The sequence below is a fragment of the Streptomyces sp. NPDC002795 genome, from assembly GCF_042888725.1.
GTDB lineage: Bacteria > Actinomycetota > Actinomycetes > Streptomycetales > Streptomycetaceae > Streptomyces.
The window spans coordinates 543,851-560,773 of sequence record NZ_JBIAQB010000003.1; the positions used below are offsets into that span (position 1 = coordinate 543,851).

The following is a 16,923-nucleotide window of genomic DNA, read 5'->3' on the forward strand; positions in this document are numbered from 1 at the left end:
ACGGTTGATCACCGTATCCCCGAAGGGTCAGTCGGCCGGCCCCGCCGCGTCCTCGTCCGCCTCCGGCTTCGTGTGCAGGATGTCGCGCACCTGGTCGGCGGCGCGGAGCATGCTCTCGCTCATGAACTCGCTGTACCGGGCGATGTTCTCGAGCCGCGCGGCGGCCGCCGTGTCGCGGCCGAGGACCCCGACGCCCTGCCGTGCGACCTCGGCGAGCTGCGCGGTGCCGCGGGCGCTCGCGACCGTCGACCGGTACCAGACGTCGTCGTCGACGCGATAGCGCTCGCGGCGCCGGGTTTCCCGCTCGCGCCGGATCAGGCCCTGGTCATCGAGGAACGCTATCGACTTGGAGACGGACGCAGGGCTGACGTCCAGGCGCCGCACCAGCTCGGACGCGGTGACACTCCCCGCCTCGCTGGTGAGCAGGCATGTCAGTACGCGCGCCGTCATCTTGGGCAGACCCTGCTGCATGAGGAGGGTCGTGAACATCTCCTCGTACTCGCGCACCGCCTCGTCGTCCCGCCCGGAGGCGCGCGCGGGCTCCCGTGGGGCGGCCTGCTTGCGGCGGTGGGCGCGGTGTTCGGTGGCGCGGTGGGCGAGGTCGGCGCGGTAGGACGTGGGTCCGCCGTTGCGCATCACCTCGCGGGTGATGGTCGAGGTGGGACGCTCCAGTCGGCGGGCGATCTCGGCGTAGGCGAGCCCGTCGGCGAGCCCGAGCGAGATCTGCTGCCGTTCCTGCTGGGTGAGTCGGCCTCCCGGCATCGCGAGCACCTCTCCTTCTTCGGCGTGGACCTGAATCAGTGTCAGCGTAGCGTTCACCCTCAACTCGTTGCAACGGAACTGTGCGTTCTGTTGCGTTAGATCTCTACTCGTTGCAATGAAATTGCCACGCTGACCTGCGAGTTGACCTTTGGAGTGCAACGAGTACGTTGATTGATCATGAAACGCAACGTAGCTTTTCACTCATCGGAAACAGCGCGACAACTACAGCTCAAGGAGCACACGATGCAGAAGTTCGACACCTCCGCCGCCATCTCCGCCGTCCTGCGTCTCCCGGCCGGCCGCGTCCAGGTCATCGCCGCGGACCGCACCGACACCACCGTCGAGGTCCGCCCCGCCGACTCCTCGAAGGGCCGCGACGTGAAGGCCGCCGAGCGGACCACCGTCGAGTTCGCCGACGGTGTCCTGCGGGTCACCGCCCCGGCCGAGAAGAACCAGCTCCTCGGCGCGTCCGGTGCCATCGAGGTGACCATCCAACTGCCCGCCGGATCAAGCGTGGAGGCCGTCTCGGCCGCCGTCGAGTTCCGCGGCGTCGGACGCCTCGGCGAGCTGGCCTGCGAGGGCGCGCACGGCGCCGTGAAGATCGACGAGGCCGCGAGCGTGCGGCTGTCCTCCTACGCCGGTGATGTCACGGTCGGCCGGCTGACGGGCCCCGCCGAGATCAAGGTGCAGAAGGGTGACATCCGCATCGCCGAGGCCACATCGGGCGCGCTCGAACTGGACACCCAGATGGGCCATGTGACGGTCGACGTCGCCCGGGGTGTCTCCGCCACCCTCGACGCGGGCACCGGTTACGGCCGGGTCCACAACTCGCTGACGAATGCCGAAGGCGCGAAGGACCGGCTCACCATCCACGCGACCACCGGCCACGGGGACGTCACCGCCCGCAGCCTGTGACCTCGCACCACCGCACGACGCCCCACCACCGCGCGGGGCCCGCCCACTGACCCCGGGCCCCGCGCGCACCGCCCGACCGACCCGCCGAACCAGGAGAAGCCATGACGAACCGCACCGCACCCTCGGCCGCCGCTCCGTGGACCGGCATGGTCCCGGTCGACGACACCGCCCTCGCCGTCACCGACTCCGGCGGCCCCGGCATCCCGGTCCTCTACCTCAACGGCCAGTTCGCCACGCAGGGTTACTGGCGCCGGGTCCTCGCCGACCTCGGCCCGCAGTGGCGGCACATCACCTACGACGAGCGGGCCCGCGGCAGAAAGTCGGGGCGCTCGGCGGACTACTCCTTCGAGGCCGCCGTCCGTGACGTCGACGCGGTCCTCGCCGCGAGGGGCGTCGACCGGGCGCTGATCGTGGGCTGGTCCTACGGCGCGTACGTCGGCGCGCACTGGGCGAGCCGGAACCCGGAGCGCGCCATCGGCGCGGTCCTGGTCGACGGCGCGCAGCCCTTCGACTGGCTGGACGAGGCGATGGAGGCACGGATCCGCAAGCTGTTCCGGCGCGTCGGATGGTTCGCGCCGCTGGTCCGGCCGACGGGCCTGATGCCGCGGATGTCGGCCGCGCAGATGGCCGAGAGCAACATCGAACTCGGCAGGCTCGGCGGCACGAGCGAACTCGGCCCCGTCCTCGACGCCATCACCGTCCCCACGCGCTACGTCGTGGCCTCCGGCTCGTCCTTCGGCAGCCGCGGCGACGAGCAGGAGCGCATTCGCGCCGGACTCGTCGAGGTGACCGACCGCAACGCCCACATCGAGATCCACGCCAAGGTCGCCAGCAACCACGGCGCGATCCTGAAGAAGGACTACCGCGCCATCGCCGAAGCCGTACGCACGATCTGCTGAACAGGGGCCGCTGGTAAGCCCGTTGTCCACTACGACCAGGGCAGGACCAGCGCGCCCCAGGCCACCACGGGGCCGATGGCCACGATGCCGCCGGTGTAGCTGATGACCTGGCGGTAGAAGCGGCGGGGGTCGACGCCGCGGGCGTTGCTCAGGACCAGAGCGCCGTTCGTGGAGAAGGGGGACGTGTCCACGATCGTCGTCGAGACGGCGAGCGCGGCGATCAGACCGGCGGCATTGAGATGGCTGGACAGCAGCAGCGGTACGGCGACCGGGATGATCGCGGTGATGATCGCCGTGGAGGAGGCGAAGGCCGAGGTGATGGCCACGGTGAAGCACAGCAGCAGGGCGACGAAGAGCGGGGCGCCCAGGCCTGCCGCGTGTTCGGAGATGTTCTCGATGATGCCGGCCTTCTCCAGCATGGCGATGTACGTCATCATCCCCGCGACCAGCAGCAACGTCGACCAGCTGATCCCGTCCACGGCCTTCTCCTGCCGCTTCATGTCCACCAGCGCGAGCAGCGCACCCGCCGCGAGCGCCAGCAGCCCGATCTCCAGATGGAAGCCGAGCGCGCCGACGACCAGGACGACCAGGGCGCCGAGCGTGAGCCACTGCCGCCAGTCCGGCATGCCGGAGACGGCAGGTTCCGCGTCCCCGGGCGCCGCTTCGGCGCCCTCGGCCAGCGGGGCGGGGCGCTTCGCGAGGAGCGCGTAAGTCACGGCGGACAGCACCAGGTTGATCACGAAGCTGGCGGTGAACAGGGTCACGGGGGAGACGTTCAGCGTGGTCTTGTCCACGACTCCCAGCACCAGCGCCCCGGACACGGCGAGCGGCGAGAACGCCCCCGCGTGTCCGCCGCTGATCACCATCATGCCGACGACCAGCGGGTTCAGCTTGTAACGGTGGGCGAAGTTCATGCCGATCGGAACGAGGAGCGCGACCGCGGCCGGAGTGAACGTGCCGAAGGCCGTCAGCAGCGCCGCGACCAGGAACAGCACCCACGGAATGAGCGCCACCTTGCCGCGCACCAACCGCACGCCCGCGGTGACGAGCCAGTCGATGGTGCCGTTGCGGCGGGCGACGGAGAACAGATAGGTGACCCCGACGATCGTCACGAAGAGATCCACAGGGAACCCCTCGAAGATCTGGTCCTCGGTGAGACCGAGCGCGGCGGTGCCGACCACGAAGGTCGCGACGAAGGCGAGGATGCCCAGGTTGATCGGCAGCACGGTGCCGACAACGAACATCACCAACAGGGCGCCTATGGATATCACTTCGGCAGACATCATTGTCCTTGATGCGGTGGGGACAGGGGCGGGGGCGGGCGGCCGGTCGCGGGCCGCCCGTGCGGGGGGTGTGGTGTGTTCGTGCGTTGGTGCGTCCCGGTCAGGCGGCCCGCTGCTCGTCGGCGCCGGGTACGTAGATCCGGGCGTCGGCGAGCAGTCGCGCGGCCCGCCGCACGGTGACCCGGCCGGGTCGGCCGTCCCGTACGTCGGAGCAGCGGACCGCGACCACGCCCGCCGGGGTGCCGAGCCGCAGCCAGCCGTCGTCCCGGGCGGCCGCGATCCCGTGGACCACGGAGTCCTTCACGAGCCCCGCGGCGGCGAGGGCGACGGCCGAGGTCAGGCCGATCGCCGGGTGCGGCGCGTTCATGCTGAGCATGCGGACCGAGACGTCGTGGTCCTCGGCCGCGATGTGTTCGCCGAGCGTCGTGGTGTACGGCGCCGGAGCCCCGACGAGGCCCACCTTCGGCACCGCGTCACCCGGCGCACGCCCCGGCTCGACCAGACCCATCAACGGCGCCGCGGCATGCCGGATCGCGCGCAGCCACGGCACATCGGCCCGAACCTCGTCCAGGGACTCGGAGCCGCTGCGCCCCGCCCCGTCGGCGTCGACGAGGACCACAGGGGCACCGGCGTCCACGATGCTCACGAGGACCGGGTCGGCGTCGTGGACCGGCAGCTTCTGCGTGGCCTGCCCGGTCGGGAGCAGGGCGCCCGTGGTGCCGCCCGCCGGATCGCGGAACGTGAGGTCGACGGCGACACCACCGGCGCGCGTGCCCGGAACGGTCTGCCGCCCGAAGTGCTGCACCACGCCTCCCGTGGTGTCCACGACGCCCTCAAGGACCGCGCCCGTGTTGCTGTTGCGCATGACCACGCGGGTCCGGTCGCCCGCGATCGGCACCATCCCCTTCGCCACCGCGTACAGGGCGACGCCCGTGGCACAGTTGCCGCAGTTGCTCGTCCACTCCACGGTGGCGTCGCCGATGCCCACCTGAGCGAAGAGATAGTCGATGTCGACGCCAGGATCGGGCGAGACACTGACGATCGCCGCCTTCGATGTGGTGGGGGTGGCGCCGCCGACACCGTCCAGTTCCACGGGGTCCGCGGCGCCGTACGCGGCGACCAGCATCCGCGTCAACTCCTCGCGGTCCGAGGGGACATGGACCTGCTGGAACAACCAGCACTTGCTGGTGCCGCCACGCACGAGCGTCGCAGGGATGTGCACGTCTGAGGCTCTTCCTTGATCAGTGGTGAACGCCGGCGGAACAGTCCGTTCCGACGATTGCCAAGACCATCGCAGAGCCACGACTTGGGGACAATGGCAGTTCACTTCACTCGGGTTAAGCTGCGCTAAAGTCACACCCATGCTGAACGTGCGCCGCCTGCTGCTCCTCACCGAGGCCGCCGAGCGCGGCTCGCTCACCGCCGCCGCGGAGGGGCTGGGCATGACCACCTCCGCGGCCTCCCAGCAGATGTCGCTCCTGGAACAGGAGGCCGGGCAGCCCCTCGTGGAGCGGCTGCCCCGCGGTATCCGGCCCACCCCGGCGGGCGCCGCGCTCGCCGAGCGCGGCCGCGCCGTACGTCGTGAACTGCGCGCAGCCGAGGCCGACCTGCACTCGTTCGCCGCCCTCGACCAGGGGACACTGCAACTCGGTTCGTTCCCCACCGCGAGTGCGTCGCTGCTGCCGCTGGCGCTCACCAAGTTCCGCCGCAGCCACACCGGCATCCGCATCGAGGTGCGGGCGGGTGTGCTCGCCGAACTCCGCGAGATGCTGCACACCGGCGAGGTGGAACAGGCGCTGCTGTGGGACTACGAGTGGAACCGTGTCGATGACGCGGCCCTCGCTCTCACCCATCTCCTCGACGACCCCACGGTGCTCGTCGTCCCCGCCGACTCCCCGCTGCGCGCCCACTCGCCGGTCCACCTCGGCGGCCTCGCCGACCAGGAGTGGATCATCCGCGCGGACAACCACCCCGTCGCCGACGTGCTGCGCCGCAGCTGCCGGCAGGCGGGCTTCGAACCGCGTATCGCCTACGCCTCGCACGACTACCAGGAGGCGCAGGCCATGGTCGCGGCCGGACTCGGCATCGCCCTGGCGCCCCGGCTCGCCCTCACCAGCAGGCGCAGCGACGTCCGACTGCTGCCGTTCGCCTCCGACGTCGCCGCGCCGACCCGCCGCATCCTCCTCGCGCGCTCCACGTCCCGGCCCGCGACGCCGCCCGCGCAGGCGATGGCACGCGTCCTGCGTACGGTGGCGCGGCGGTTCGCGGCGCCGGGCCTCGACCGGGCGCAGCTCGGAGCGGTGCGCCGCGGCTGAGGGTGGTCACATGGTTCGGCCGGTTCAGACGGTCAGTGTCACGGACTGCGTCGAGTCCGACGAGCGGCCCGTCCCGATCTCGTACGTCCCCGGTTCCACGGCCAGGTCCAGGGATCGGGTCACCGACGCCAGGACCGTGTCGTCGAGGGGGAACGCGACCGTGGCCTTCTCGTCCGGCGCCAGGTCCACGTGCCGGAAACCCCGCAGCTCACGGACGCGCGGCCAGGACGTCCCGCCGCTGACCCGGCGCACGTACAGCTGCACGGTCTCGCGGACCGGCCGGTCCCCGGTGTTGGTGACCTCGACCTCGCACACCCCGTCGGCCACGCACGGAGCGCCGAACTCGGTGGTGGTGTAGGAGAGCCCGTGACCGAAGGCGTAGAGGGGTGTGCCGGGTTCGTCGACGTAGCCGCGGAAGCCGTGGTCCTTGGAGTTGTAGAAGACGGGGAGCTGGCCGGAGGAGCGGGGGACCGAGACGGGCAGCCGTCCGCTCGGCTCGCAGACACCAAAGAGCACGTCCGCGACGGCCCGGCCGCCCCACGGCCCCGGATACCAGGCGCTCACCAACGCCCCGGCCCCGTCGGCGAGTTCGGGCACCGCGTGCGGGCGGCCCTGGATCAGCACCGCGACGCACGGCGTGCCGGTCGCCGCCACCGCCTCTGCGAGTGCCCGCTGCCCGGCGCCGAGCCGGACGTCGGCGAGGTCGACGCCCTCACCGCAGGTCATCTCCGTCGGGTTGCCGGTGGCGATGACCGCGGCACCGTTGTCGTCGAAGAGTGTGTCGTGTTCGCGTGCGCTGGAGCCACCGAGCACGAGCACCGCGACATCGGACGCGGCGGCCAGCGCCACGGCACCCGCGATCCCCGAACGGTCGTCGCCCACCAGGTCACAGCCGCGCGCGTACGTCACGTCCGCACCGGCCTCCCTCAGCCCGGCGAGCACCGAGACACCACTGTCAGGTCGCTGCGGCGACGTGTAGTCGCCGATCTGCTGCGGCACCGAGTCGGCGTTCGGGCCGATGACGGCGATGCGCTTCGCGTCGGGTCCGAGGGGGAGCAGGGCCCCGTCGTTGTGCAGGAGCGTGATCGACGCGCGGGCGATCCGCTCACTCAACTCTTGTGCATGAGCGCCTTGTTGTTGTCCATCGGCGACGTAGGGGCGCTCGAAGAGGCCCAGCCGGAACTTCAGCGTCAGGACGCGGGCCACCGCCGTGTCCAGGACCCCGACCGGGACGAGACCGCGCTCCACCGCCGTCCCCAGCTCCGGGAACACCCCGTCCCACAGGCTCAGATCCGTGCCCGCCGACAGGGCGAGCGCCGCCGCCGACGGCCGGTCCCCGGCCAGCCGCACCAGGCGGTCGAGCGCGCAACCGTCCGCCATGACCAGGCCGTCGAACCCCCAACGCTCCCGCAGCAGCCCGGTCAGCAACTCGTGCGAGGCCGCACACGGCAGACCGTCGAACTCGTTGTACGCGGCCATCACACCCGCCGCCCCCGCCCGCACCCCCGCGAGGGCCGCCGGGAGATGGATCTCGTGCAGCTCGCGCGCGCCGATCTCGGTGGCGGCACTGTTCCGCCCACCCACCGAACTCCCTTGCCCCGCGAAGTGCTTGAGCACCACGGCAGCCCGGTCCGCGCCGAAGGTCTCACCCGCGCCCTGCATCCCCTCCACCAGCGCCTCGGTGAGCCGCGCCGCCAGGTACGGGTCCTCGCCGAAGCACTCCTCCGCGCGGCCCCAGCGCGGATCCCGCACCAGGTCGAGCGCCGACACGAGCGCGATGTGCCCGCCACGGGCCCGCAGTTCGGCCGCCGCGGCGGCCGCCGCCTCCCGGTACAGATCCGGGTCCCAGGTGGCACCGACCGCCAGGTTCACCGGCAGCACGGTGCCGTCGAGCGCCTGATGGCCGTGCGGCACCTCCTCCACCATCAAAACGGGGATGCCCAGCCGCGTGTTCTCGATGACATGCCGCTGCACCGCGTCCGCGACACGCGCCCCGTCCGCCGCCGTGATGCCGTCGCCGAAGGTGACACCTGACCACGGGTCGGCCCGCTGCAACCCGTACAGCGCGCCCATCCCCTCGAACCGTGCCACCTCCTCACGGAAGGCGTCCGTGAGCCGATGCCCGTCCGCCGTGCGCTCGTAGGCGTCCCAGCCGTACATCCGCTGGTTGACCTGGCCGACCTTCTCGGTGAGTGTCATCCGGGCGAGCAGGTCACGCACCCGGTCGGCGACCGGCGCGTCCGCGTCCTGGTACAGCTCCATGGGTCAGGCCTCCGTGTCCAGTTCGAGCACCCGCACCCCGTACGGCGCGAGAGTCACCTCGTCGAGCGGCTTGCCCAGACGGTCCGAAGGACGCACCGTCAGCTCCTCGTCCGCCTGGCTGACCAGCCACAGGAACCGCCGCCCGTCCTCGTGCACGAGGGTGTCCGCGCTGACCAGCGGCGTGTCCACGGTCACCGGGCGGGCCGCCCCCGCGACCTCGGCGAGTGCCGCGTACAGCCGGTGCGTCTGCTCCGGGTTCACCCGTGCCGTACGCGCCGCCATGTGCTCCAGCGGATACGTGGCCAGGACCGTGCGGCCCGCGCCCATCTCGTGGACGAGCAGCGCCGGACGGCCGTGCGCGTCCGTCGCGACGACCCGCGCGCCGTCCGGCACGACCGGCAGCCACGCGCGGCTGTCCTCGTTCCCCGCGACGGGGAAGCGCAGCGTCTCACCGGCCCGCACACCGCCGAAGTCCTCGGTGAACGTCATGGCCAGCTCGTCGTCCTCGATCGGCTCCGCCACCCCGTACGACAGCTGCATCTCGACCCCGAACAGACCGTCCAGGTCGTGGAACCACGGCCCGCGCGTACCCGGGTGCTCGCCCGAGCAGAACGACAGATACACCGTCGCCCCCTCGCGCGCCCGCTGCTCCAGGTCGCGCCGCGTACGCGTCGTCAACTGCCGTGTGGACGGCAGCAGATACAGCTGGACGTCACCGGCCTCCGGCAGCCCGTCGACCTCGCGGACGATCCCCACCGGGAGGTCCGCGCCGCGCGCGGCGACGTAACCCTGGTGCAGCGAGGAGAAGATGAGTGGCCGGTCGGCGGGGCGGCTGTACGGGTAGCCCTTCTCCAGGAACGCCGGGACGACGAGCGCCGCGCCCGCGTCCGTGCGCCGGCAGCGCGGGAAGTCCACGGTCTTCAACACATCGGCGAAAGCGGCGAGTTCACGCAGCGGTTCCTTCGGGAGGCCCGCACTGTCCGTGATCCCGAAGTGCATCTCGAACGGGTGGTGGTCGTACGGCGACTGCTCCCACAGGTCATCGTAGTCCGTGTTGTTCCACGCCATCCAGCCCGTCGCACCGCCGAGCAGTGAATTGTGCAGGGTCTGACGGTAGTAGACACCAGCGTTGCGCGCGGACACGGTGTCCGTGGACACACCGAACTCCTCCAGGATCACCGGCTTCCCGGCGACCGCCGCCAGCTCGCACTCGAACGCGGCCCGGTAGTGCTGGCGCGGCCGGTCCGTGTCCGAGCGATAGACGTGCGGGCCGACGAAGTCCACGTACGGGTCGGTGTCACGCAGCGAGAAACCGTTGTCCTTGCCGGTGACCTCGATGCCCCACGCACCGTCGCCCAGCGACACCGGCTGCGTCGCGCCAGCCGCCACCACGGCCTGACACATGAACTGCGCCCACGCCGTCACCACGTCGGAGGACGGCGGGTCGACCTGGTAGATCCGGCCGTACCCCGGCATCTCGTTGGTGATCAGCCAGCCGGTCACCGCCGGATGGTCCTTGAACCGTCGCGTCATCTCACTCGCGAACCACGCCTGCCGGCCGACCATCCACACGTCCTCGTACAGGTCGCGATTGCCGCGCCAGGCCGGGTCCCAGTTCTCGCCGGACATGTGCCCGACGATGAAGGTGGGCACCGAACCCATACCGAGTTCCTCGTGCGCGTCGAGGAAGTCCCGGAAGTGGTCGCAGAGTTGCTCGTCGATACGGTGCGGCTCCGGGTGGAAGTCGGGCCAGTAGAAGAACGAGCGGGTCATGTTCAGGCCGTGGTCGCGGAGGACCGTGAGTTCCTCGCGTACGACGGCCGGGTCGTAGTTCCGCCACATCAGCGGGCCGCCCGTGCGGGACCAGTAGTTGGTGCCGAGCCAGGGGAGAACGGACGGGTGGTGGGACAGCTGGGCGCTGTGGCGACGCATGATGCTCCAGAAGATGGTGCCGAAAAGGTAGAAACGCGAGGTGAGTTGGGCCTACGAGGTGGCCGGACCTGTCGACTCCCGTACGACGAGCCGGGGGCGTTCGGTGAGTTCGGGCGCGGGCACGCCCTCCTCGCCGACCTCCGCGAGCAGCACCCGCGCGGCCGCCGCGCCCACCAAGGTCACCCGTTGGTCGACGGTGGTGAGACGTGGGTGCAGCCAGCGGCCGAGCGGCAGGTCGTCGTAGCCGATGACGGAAAGGTCGCCCGGGACCGACAGGCCCGCGCGCTGGGCGGCGCCGATGCCGCACATCGCCATCGAGTCGTTGGCGTAGACGATCGCCGTGGGGCGGGGGGAGAGGGCCAGGAGCCGCTCCGTGGCGGCGATCGCGGCCTCGGCACCGAAGTCCGTGGGGATCACGGCGGCCGGGGCGAGCCCGGACCGGGCGAGCACATCGGTCAACACACCCTGCCGGAACCCGGAGTGGACCAGCTCCGGCGGACCGGACACATAGCCGATCCGCCGGTGGCCGAGCGCGAGCAGATGTTCCACGGCCTCCGTGACACCGGTCTCCTGCCGACTGAGCATCACCCCGTCAGGGCCGCCGAGCAGCACGAACGGCAGTCCCAGGCGCCGCAGTTGGGTCGGGCGCGGGTCGTCGGTACGGCTCTCCGTGAGCACCGCGCCGTCCACGCGGCCCTCGGCGGCGAGCCGCTCGTACAGCCGGCCCTCCTCGTCGACGTCCGCGACGAGATGAAGGAGCAGACCGTAGCCACGCGGCGCGAGCTCGCTCTCCAGACCGTTGATCAGCTCGCTGAAGTGCGGGTCCGTGCCCAGCACGTCGCTGGGGCGGCGCACCACGAGGGCGACGGTGTGGCTGCGGGAGCGGCGCAGGGCGCTGGCCGCCGCGTTCGGCGACCAGCCGAGACTCGCGGCCGCGTCCTGGATACGGCGGCGGGTCTGCTCGGAGATCCGGCCCGTGCCGTTGAACACCTTCGACACCGCGGCCGGAGACACCCCCGCCTCGGCCGCCACGTCCTTGATGGTGGGACGCCTGCCCGTCTTCGGCACACTCACATCTTCACCGCCCCACTGACGAGCGCCGACTGCATCCTCTTCTGCAGCACCGTGTACACGACCCACACCGGGACGAGGGTGAGCACGGTGCCCGCCGTCAGCACACCGTAGTCCGTGCCTGTCACCGACTTCAGGGTGGGCAGGGCGACTTGGACGGTCCGCAGATCCGGGTCGGGGCCGATGATGACGAGGGAGTACAGGTACTCGTTCCAGAAACTCAGGAAGTTGAGGAGGAGCACCGTGGCGATGCCGGGCAGACACATCGGCGTATAGATGTGACGCAACACCGCGAAGGTCGAGGCACCGTCCATCCGCGCCGCCTCCTCCATCTCCTTCGGGATGGTCCGCATGAACTGCACCAGGATCACCACCGACAGAGGCAGCGCCGTCGCCGGGAGCAGCAGCACCATGAACGTACGGGTGTGGAACAGGCCGGCCGCGGCCGAGAGCAGGAACGTCGGGAACAGGGCGGCGAACGTCGGGATCAGGAACCCGAGCGAGAAAACCTTCTCGATCACCGACGCGAGCCGGCCCTCCGAACGGGCCAGCGCGAAGGCCGCGGGGATCGCGAGCCCCAGAGTGAGGACGAGCGCCACCACGGTCACCAGGGCCGAGTTGAAAACCGCCGTGCCCAGGCCCGCGGTCCGGAAAGCCGTCGTGAAGTTGTCGAGGCCCAGTGAGGTCGGCGGCGCCAGCGGGCTGCCGAAGATCGCGTCATTGGACTTGAACGCCGAGACGACGAAGTAGTACAGCGGCACCGCGAGCACCACCGCGTACCCCCACACCAGGATGTGCGCGGGCCACCACGACCGGCCGAACTTCGCATGACTCTTGCTCATGGGAACGCTCATGGGAAAACAGCTCCGATCGGCTCAGACTTCAGTGGCTGGCGCGGAAGACACGGCGGATGGTCAGCAGGCCCACGAGCCCTGACAGGAACAGGATCACGCCCACGGCCTGGCTGTATCCGAGGTCCGCCTCGATGAACGCCTTCTGGTAGACGAGGAAGGACAGCGTCGTCGAGGAGGTGCCGGGGCCGCCCTGGGTGAGCAGCAGCACGTTCTGCGCCGAACCGAACAGCGTCCACAGCAACTGAAGCATCGTCACCACACCCACGTAGTCCCGCACGACCGGGAAGTGGATGCGCCACATCGTCCGCCAGTGCCCCGCCCCGTCCAACTGCGCCGCCTCACCGAGGTCCTCGGGAACGCTGGACAGACGCGCCGCGAACAGCACGGCGGTGAACCCGATGCCCGCCCAGATGTCCATGGCGATCAGGCAGTACAGGGCCGTCGAGGGACTGGCCAGCCAGGCGTCGGTCAGCGAGTCGAGGCCGAGCCCCGAAAGGGCGCCGTTGAGCAGGCCGTCGGGGGAGAGGGCGGCGTAGAAGACCATCGCCTTCGCCGGCGTCGAGATCAGGCCGGGCACGAACAGCAGGTACCGGATGACGCGATGGCCCGGCGGCTTCTGCGCCACGTAGTAGCCGATCATGTACGCGCACACGATCATCACCGGCAGCGCGATCACCAGCTGGACCGCCGTGTTGCGCACGGCCGCCCAGAAGGCCGGATCGGCGAACACCGTACGGAAGTTGTCGAGGCCCGCGAAGGACACCGGCTGGAGCATGCCCGGCCAGTGCAGGGCCGCGATCACGAAGATCGCGACCATCGGGCCGACCATGAACAGCAGATACCAGACGAGCGCGGGCAGCGCGAGGATCGTGCTGCCCTGGCGCTTGCGGCCGCCGCTGGGCTTTACGGGGGTGGGGGCCCGGCCCGCGGTGACGGCGGGCCGAGGCGTTGTGATCGTCATCGGGGGCGACTTCCGTTCTCGGCGTTCTCGGCGTTCTCGGCGGGCGGGCTCACGCGGAGCGGTACGCGGATTCCAGCGCGCTGCGGATGGCGCGCGCGGAGGTACCGGGGGTGAAGGCGATCGACGTCGCCTGGATCAGCGGCTGCGCGGCGACGGACGGGATGTACTGGTCCGGCAGCACCACCTGATCGACCGAGTCGCCGAGTTGCTGCGCCTTCGCCACCAGCGGGAAGTCCTTGCTCAGCGCGTCGGTCACCACCGACATGTCACGACCTCCCTCCGTGACGAACCGCCCCACGACATCCGGCCGGTACATGAACCGGATGAACCGCTCCACCGTCCCGATCTTCTTCACGCCGTTCGGGCTGACCCAGAAGCCGGAGACGGTGTACGTGCGCAGGATCGTCGGCTTCTTCCGCGCGGCCCCTTCGGTGAGCGGGAAGCCGCCTACCGAAGTGCTCTTGACAACGTTGTCGGGGACGCTGGCGAGGGCGGACGACATCGCCGACTGCATGGCCGCGTGCCCCGTGTTGAACTGCGTCGTCATCGCGTCCGACGTGAGTCCCTGCGCCTTGTCGGCGAACACCCCGGCGTCGCGGAGATCCACGAAGTACCCGATGCCCTCCTGTGCGCCGCGCGAGCCGCTGAAGTCGCCGGTGCGGTACAGGTGTCGGGCCTCGGCCGGGGTCAGGAACGTCTGGATGATCTGGGCGAGCAGCTTCTGCCCCGTCCAGTCGTTGCCGCCCACCGTGAACGGGGTGATGCCCTTGCCGCGCAACTTCCGTGCGGCGGCGACGAGTTCGTCGGACGTGGTCGGCGGGGCGTCGACCCCGGCGCGCTCAAGGAGGGCGTGGTTGAAGGCGATCGGCCAGTTCGTCCCGATGTAGGGGAAGGCGCGCAGCCGCCCCTGACCGTCGGTCCACTCGGTGACCGCCTTCGGGATGACGCGCTCGCGCAGCCCCCAGTCGTCGAGGTAGCCGCCGACCGGAACGGTGGCGCCGACCTCGGTCCACGACAGTGTCTTGTCGTAGAGGTTGACCATCACGACATCGGCCTCGGCGCGCGCGAGCCGCGAGGTCTCGTACACCTGCCCGAGGTCATCGCCGTTGATCAGGTTCTTCACGGTGATGTCCGGGTTTTCCTTGCGGAACTGGTTCACCACCGCGCGGAACGTGGGGGAGCCGGGCGCGTTCCCGCCCATCTGGCTGTGGAGCACCAGGGTGTCGGGGTCGGAGCCATAGGCGCCGCACGCACTGAGCGCGGGCACCGCCGCAAGGCCCGCACCCAGAGCCATGAAGCCGCGTCGATTCATCGGGGAGCGCAAGGCGGGAGGCCTCCTGTCGCGTTGGTATATCGATATACCTTCGGGGTGCGAGCACCGTAAGCAGGAAGCGGGGCGGGGTCAACCCTTTGGTGTGGAGGAGAAGTTGCGCGGGTGTGGGGAGGGGGCAGGGAATTCAGCCGGACGGCGCGACCGGGGCCCGCATGCCGAGCCACTGCTCGGCACCCCAGGCCTCGAACCGCTCGACCTCGGCGAAGCCGAGCTTCGCCGCGAGGGGCATCGAGCTGGTGTTGGCGGTCTGGGTGGTGAGCACCACGGGTTCGCCGGGAAGGGTGTCGGCGAGCCAGTCCAGTGCCGCCGCGCACGCTTCGGACGCGTACCCGAGTCCCCAGGCCCGCGGCAGGAACAGATAGCCGAGATCGGCCTTCCCCGCGGCGGCCGGGCGTTGGTGTGCCGGAGCCCTCCGGAGCAGAATCTGGCCGATCATCGCCCCGTCGAGCTCGACGACGAAGCTCCCGGGCCACCGCTCAGGCACTCCGGGCAACTCGCGCTCCAGTGCTGCACGCGGCCGGGGCCCGCCGAGGTAGGTGTGCACCTCCGACGAGGCGAGCAGCTCGACGAACGCGGCACGGTCCCGGGCCTCGGACCCGCGAAGCACGAGCCTCTCGGTCCTGACCGGCTCGGGCGGCCAGCCGGTGAGTCCCAGTTCTTCCATCGCCGCACGCTAACAGGCAGTCGCGTCAACCAGGGCCCTTCTGACGGATCTTGCCGGAGTCGCGGGCCGTGGCACGCACATCTGCTGCGTTGTCGTCGGTTGCCAACGCTCCGCGTTGACGCCCTCCTCCGCCTTGCGGCTGCACGCACCAGAACCCACTCGCCTGCACCGCACGTGGACGCCGTCCGCGTCCAGCCTGATCCGTCAGAAGGGCCCTACCCCTGCGCGGTAGGCCGCACCACGATGTCACCCACGTCGACATTGGCCGGCTGCTCGACGGCGAAGGCGATGGCGTTCGCGATGGACTCCGGCGGGATGCCGATGTCGGCCATGGACGAGGTGATCCGGTCCTTCACCTCCGGCGCGATGTGATCCGCGAACTCCGTACGGGTCATGCCCGGCGAGACGACCGTCACCCGCAGACTGTCACCGGCCTCCTGGCGCAGACCCTCGGAGAGAGTGCGCACCGCGTTCTTGGTGGCCGCGTACACCGCCTGCGTCGGGACGATCCGCAGACCGGCGGTGGAGACGACGTTCACGAAGTGGCCCGAGCCCTGCTCCCGGAAGACCGGCAGCGCGGCAGCGATCCCGTACAGCACGCCCTTGAAGTTGACGTCGATCATGTTCTCCCAGTCCTCGACGCGCAGGTCGTCCAGTGGGGAGATCGGTCCGATCCCGGCGTTGCTGACGAGCGCGTCGAGCCTGCCGAAGCGGCTGCGCGCCAACTCGACCAGTGACGCGAGGTCCTGGCGGACCGTCACATCGGTGCGAATCCAGACGACTTGGCCGCCGGACTTCTCGATGCGGGATGCCAGCGCCTCCAGGCGTTCGGTGCGGCGCGCTCCGAGGACGACCTTCGCGCCGCGTTCCGCGAGCAGCAGGGCCGTGGCCTCGCCGATGCCGCTGCCGGCGCCTGTGATCGCAATGACTTTGCCTTCGATTCCCGACATTGGTGTGTCCTTCTGAAGGGGTGGGTGTGGGCAGGCCGAGGCCGTGCCCCCGGAGTGGAAGTGGGGGATCCCCCACTTAGGCTGATGGTGTGACCGTAAGTGGGGTAGCCTCCACTTAGCAAGTGGGCACGAAGGGGAGCCGGCGATGGACCGAGGTACTCAGCGGCCGCTGAGAGCGGACGCGCGACGCAACAGGGAGAAGATTCTGACCGCCGCGGTGCGGGTGTTCACCGAGGACGGGCTCGACGCCGGCCTCGAACACATCGCCAAGGTCGCGGGCGTCGGCAGCGCGACCCTGTACCGCAACTTCCCGACCCGTGAGGCCCTGATCGAGGCGGCCTACCGCAACGAGGTGGCCCAGCTCTGCGAGGCGGCCACCGGACTGCTCGAGGCGCACCCGCCGTACGAGGCCCTGCGCGCGTGGACCCGCCGTTTCATGGACTACGCGAGCGCGAAGTACGGCATGGCCGACGCCCTGCGCGCCATGGCAGCCGAGGGCGGCAATCCGTACGGGCACAGCCGGGACATGATCGAGGCGTCCATCGCCGAGCTGATGGAGGCCTGCAAGGAGGCCGGGGTGATCCGCTCCGACATCCCCACGAGCGACATCTTCGCCGCCCTCGCCGGGATCGCCCTCACCTCGGCGAAGCCGGATCAGCGCGCCCAGGCCGAGCGGCTCCTCGACCTCACCCTGGACGGGCTGCGGCGCACCCCCTGAGTGC

15 protein-coding genes are annotated in these 16,923 nt (G+C 70.5%); 4 read left to right on the forward strand and 11 right to left on the reverse strand.

Annotation, left to right across the window (positions count from 1 at the left end; translation table 11 throughout):
* Window positions 1-27: 27 nt before the first annotated feature.
* Entirely contained in the window at window positions 28-762 is a 735-nt protein-coding gene (locus tag ACFYWS_RS11870; RefSeq protein WP_389273283.1) for a helix-turn-helix domain-containing protein, read from the reverse strand.
* Between the two features lie 243 nt (window positions 763-1,005).
* Here ACFYWS_RS11870 and ACFYWS_RS11875 point away from each other — a divergent pair, with 243 nt between their 5' ends.
* A complete protein-coding gene (locus tag ACFYWS_RS11875) occupies window positions 1,006-1,677 on the forward strand; it encodes a DUF4097 family beta strand repeat-containing protein (RefSeq protein WP_389273286.1) in 672 nt (223 codons plus the stop codon).
* A 101-nt stretch (window positions 1,678-1,778) separates the two neighbouring features.
* Window positions 1,779-2,576 carry an alpha/beta fold hydrolase gene (locus ACFYWS_RS11880; RefSeq protein WP_389273289.1) on the forward strand — a complete coding sequence of 266 codons (798 nt, stop codon included), beginning with the start codon at window positions 1,779-1,781 and terminating at the stop codon, window positions 2,574-2,576.
* Window positions 2,577-2,605: 29 nt separating this feature from the next.
* Here the strand turns inward: ACFYWS_RS11880 and ACFYWS_RS11885 are convergent, their stop codons facing one another.
* A complete protein-coding gene (locus ACFYWS_RS11885) occupies window positions 2,606-3,859 on the reverse strand; it encodes an SLC13 family permease (RefSeq protein WP_389273292.1) in 1,254 nt (417 codons plus the stop codon).
* Window positions 3,860-3,959: 100 nt separating this feature from the next.
* Window positions 3,960-5,081 carry a PrpF domain-containing protein gene (locus ACFYWS_RS11890; protein WP_389273295.1) on the reverse strand — a complete coding sequence of 374 codons (1,122 nt, stop codon included), beginning with the start codon at window positions 5,079-5,081 and terminating at the stop codon, window positions 3,960-3,962.
* A 139-nt stretch (window positions 5,082-5,220) separates the two neighbouring features.
* Here ACFYWS_RS11890 and ACFYWS_RS11895 point away from each other — a divergent pair, with 139 nt between their 5' ends.
* Window positions 5,221-6,174 carry a LysR family transcriptional regulator gene (locus ACFYWS_RS11895; RefSeq protein ID WP_389273298.1) on the forward strand — a complete coding sequence of 318 codons (954 nt, stop codon included), beginning with the start codon at window positions 5,221-5,223 and terminating at the stop codon, window positions 6,172-6,174.
* A 24-nt stretch (window positions 6,175-6,198) separates the two neighbouring features.
* Here ACFYWS_RS11895 and ACFYWS_RS11900 read toward each other — a convergent pair whose 3' ends face one another.
* The 8 genes from ACFYWS_RS11900 to ACFYWS_RS11935 all read right to left on the reverse strand — a co-directional run bounded on the left by ACFYWS_RS11900 (window position 6,199) and on the right by ACFYWS_RS11935 (window position 16,201).
* Window positions 6,199-8,436: a glycoside hydrolase family 3 N-terminal domain-containing protein gene (locus ACFYWS_RS11900; protein ID WP_389273301.1), complete on the reverse strand. Its 2,238-nt coding sequence runs from the start codon at window positions 8,434-8,436 to the stop codon at window positions 6,199-6,201.
* A gap of 3 nt (window positions 8,437-8,439) precedes the next feature.
* Window positions 8,440-10,368, reverse strand: coding sequence for a cellulase family glycosylhydrolase (locus ACFYWS_RS11905; protein WP_389273304.1), 1,929 nt, complete (start codon window positions 10,366-10,368; stop codon window positions 8,440-8,442).
* A 51-nt stretch (window positions 10,369-10,419) separates the two neighbouring features.
* Window positions 10,420-11,442 (reverse strand): LacI family DNA-binding transcriptional regulator, encoded by a 1,023-nt coding sequence (locus ACFYWS_RS11910; RefSeq protein WP_389273307.1) that lies wholly within the window; start codon window positions 11,440-11,442, stop codon window positions 10,420-10,422.
* On the reverse strand, window positions 11,439-12,281 hold the full coding sequence (locus ACFYWS_RS11915) for a carbohydrate ABC transporter permease (RefSeq protein ID WP_389273310.1): 843 nt from the start codon (window positions 12,279-12,281) through the stop codon (window positions 11,439-11,441). Before ACFYWS_RS11915 ends, ACFYWS_RS11910 begins: the two co-directional genes overlap by 4 nt.
* A 40-nt stretch (window positions 12,282-12,321) precedes the next feature.
* Complete coding sequence (locus ACFYWS_RS11920) at window positions 12,322-13,254, reverse strand: carbohydrate ABC transporter permease (RefSeq protein WP_389273313.1); 933 nt, start codon at window positions 13,252-13,254, stop codon at window positions 12,322-12,324.
* 49 nt (window positions 13,255-13,303) lie between these two features.
* Window positions 13,304-14,578 carry an ABC transporter substrate-binding protein gene (locus tag ACFYWS_RS11925; protein WP_389273316.1) on the reverse strand — a complete coding sequence of 425 codons (1,275 nt, stop codon included), beginning with the start codon at window positions 14,576-14,578 and terminating at the stop codon, window positions 13,304-13,306.
* Between the two features lie 133 nt (window positions 14,579-14,711).
* Window positions 14,712-15,251, reverse strand: a complete 540-nt coding sequence (locus ACFYWS_RS11930) for a GNAT family N-acetyltransferase (RefSeq protein ID WP_389273319.1) — start codon at window positions 15,249-15,251, stop codon at window positions 14,712-14,714.
* A 215-nt stretch (window positions 15,252-15,466) separates the two neighbouring features.
* Complete coding sequence (locus ACFYWS_RS11935) at window positions 15,467-16,201, reverse strand: SDR family oxidoreductase (protein ID WP_389273322.1); 735 nt, start codon at window positions 16,199-16,201, stop codon at window positions 15,467-15,469.
* A gap of 145 nt (window positions 16,202-16,346) precedes the next feature.
* Between ACFYWS_RS11935 and ACFYWS_RS11940 the strand changes: the two genes are divergently transcribed.
* Entirely contained in the window at window positions 16,347-16,919 is a 573-nt protein-coding gene (locus ACFYWS_RS11940) for a TetR/AcrR family transcriptional regulator (RefSeq protein WP_389273325.1), read from the forward strand.
* Window positions 16,920-16,923 lie beyond the last annotated feature (4 nt).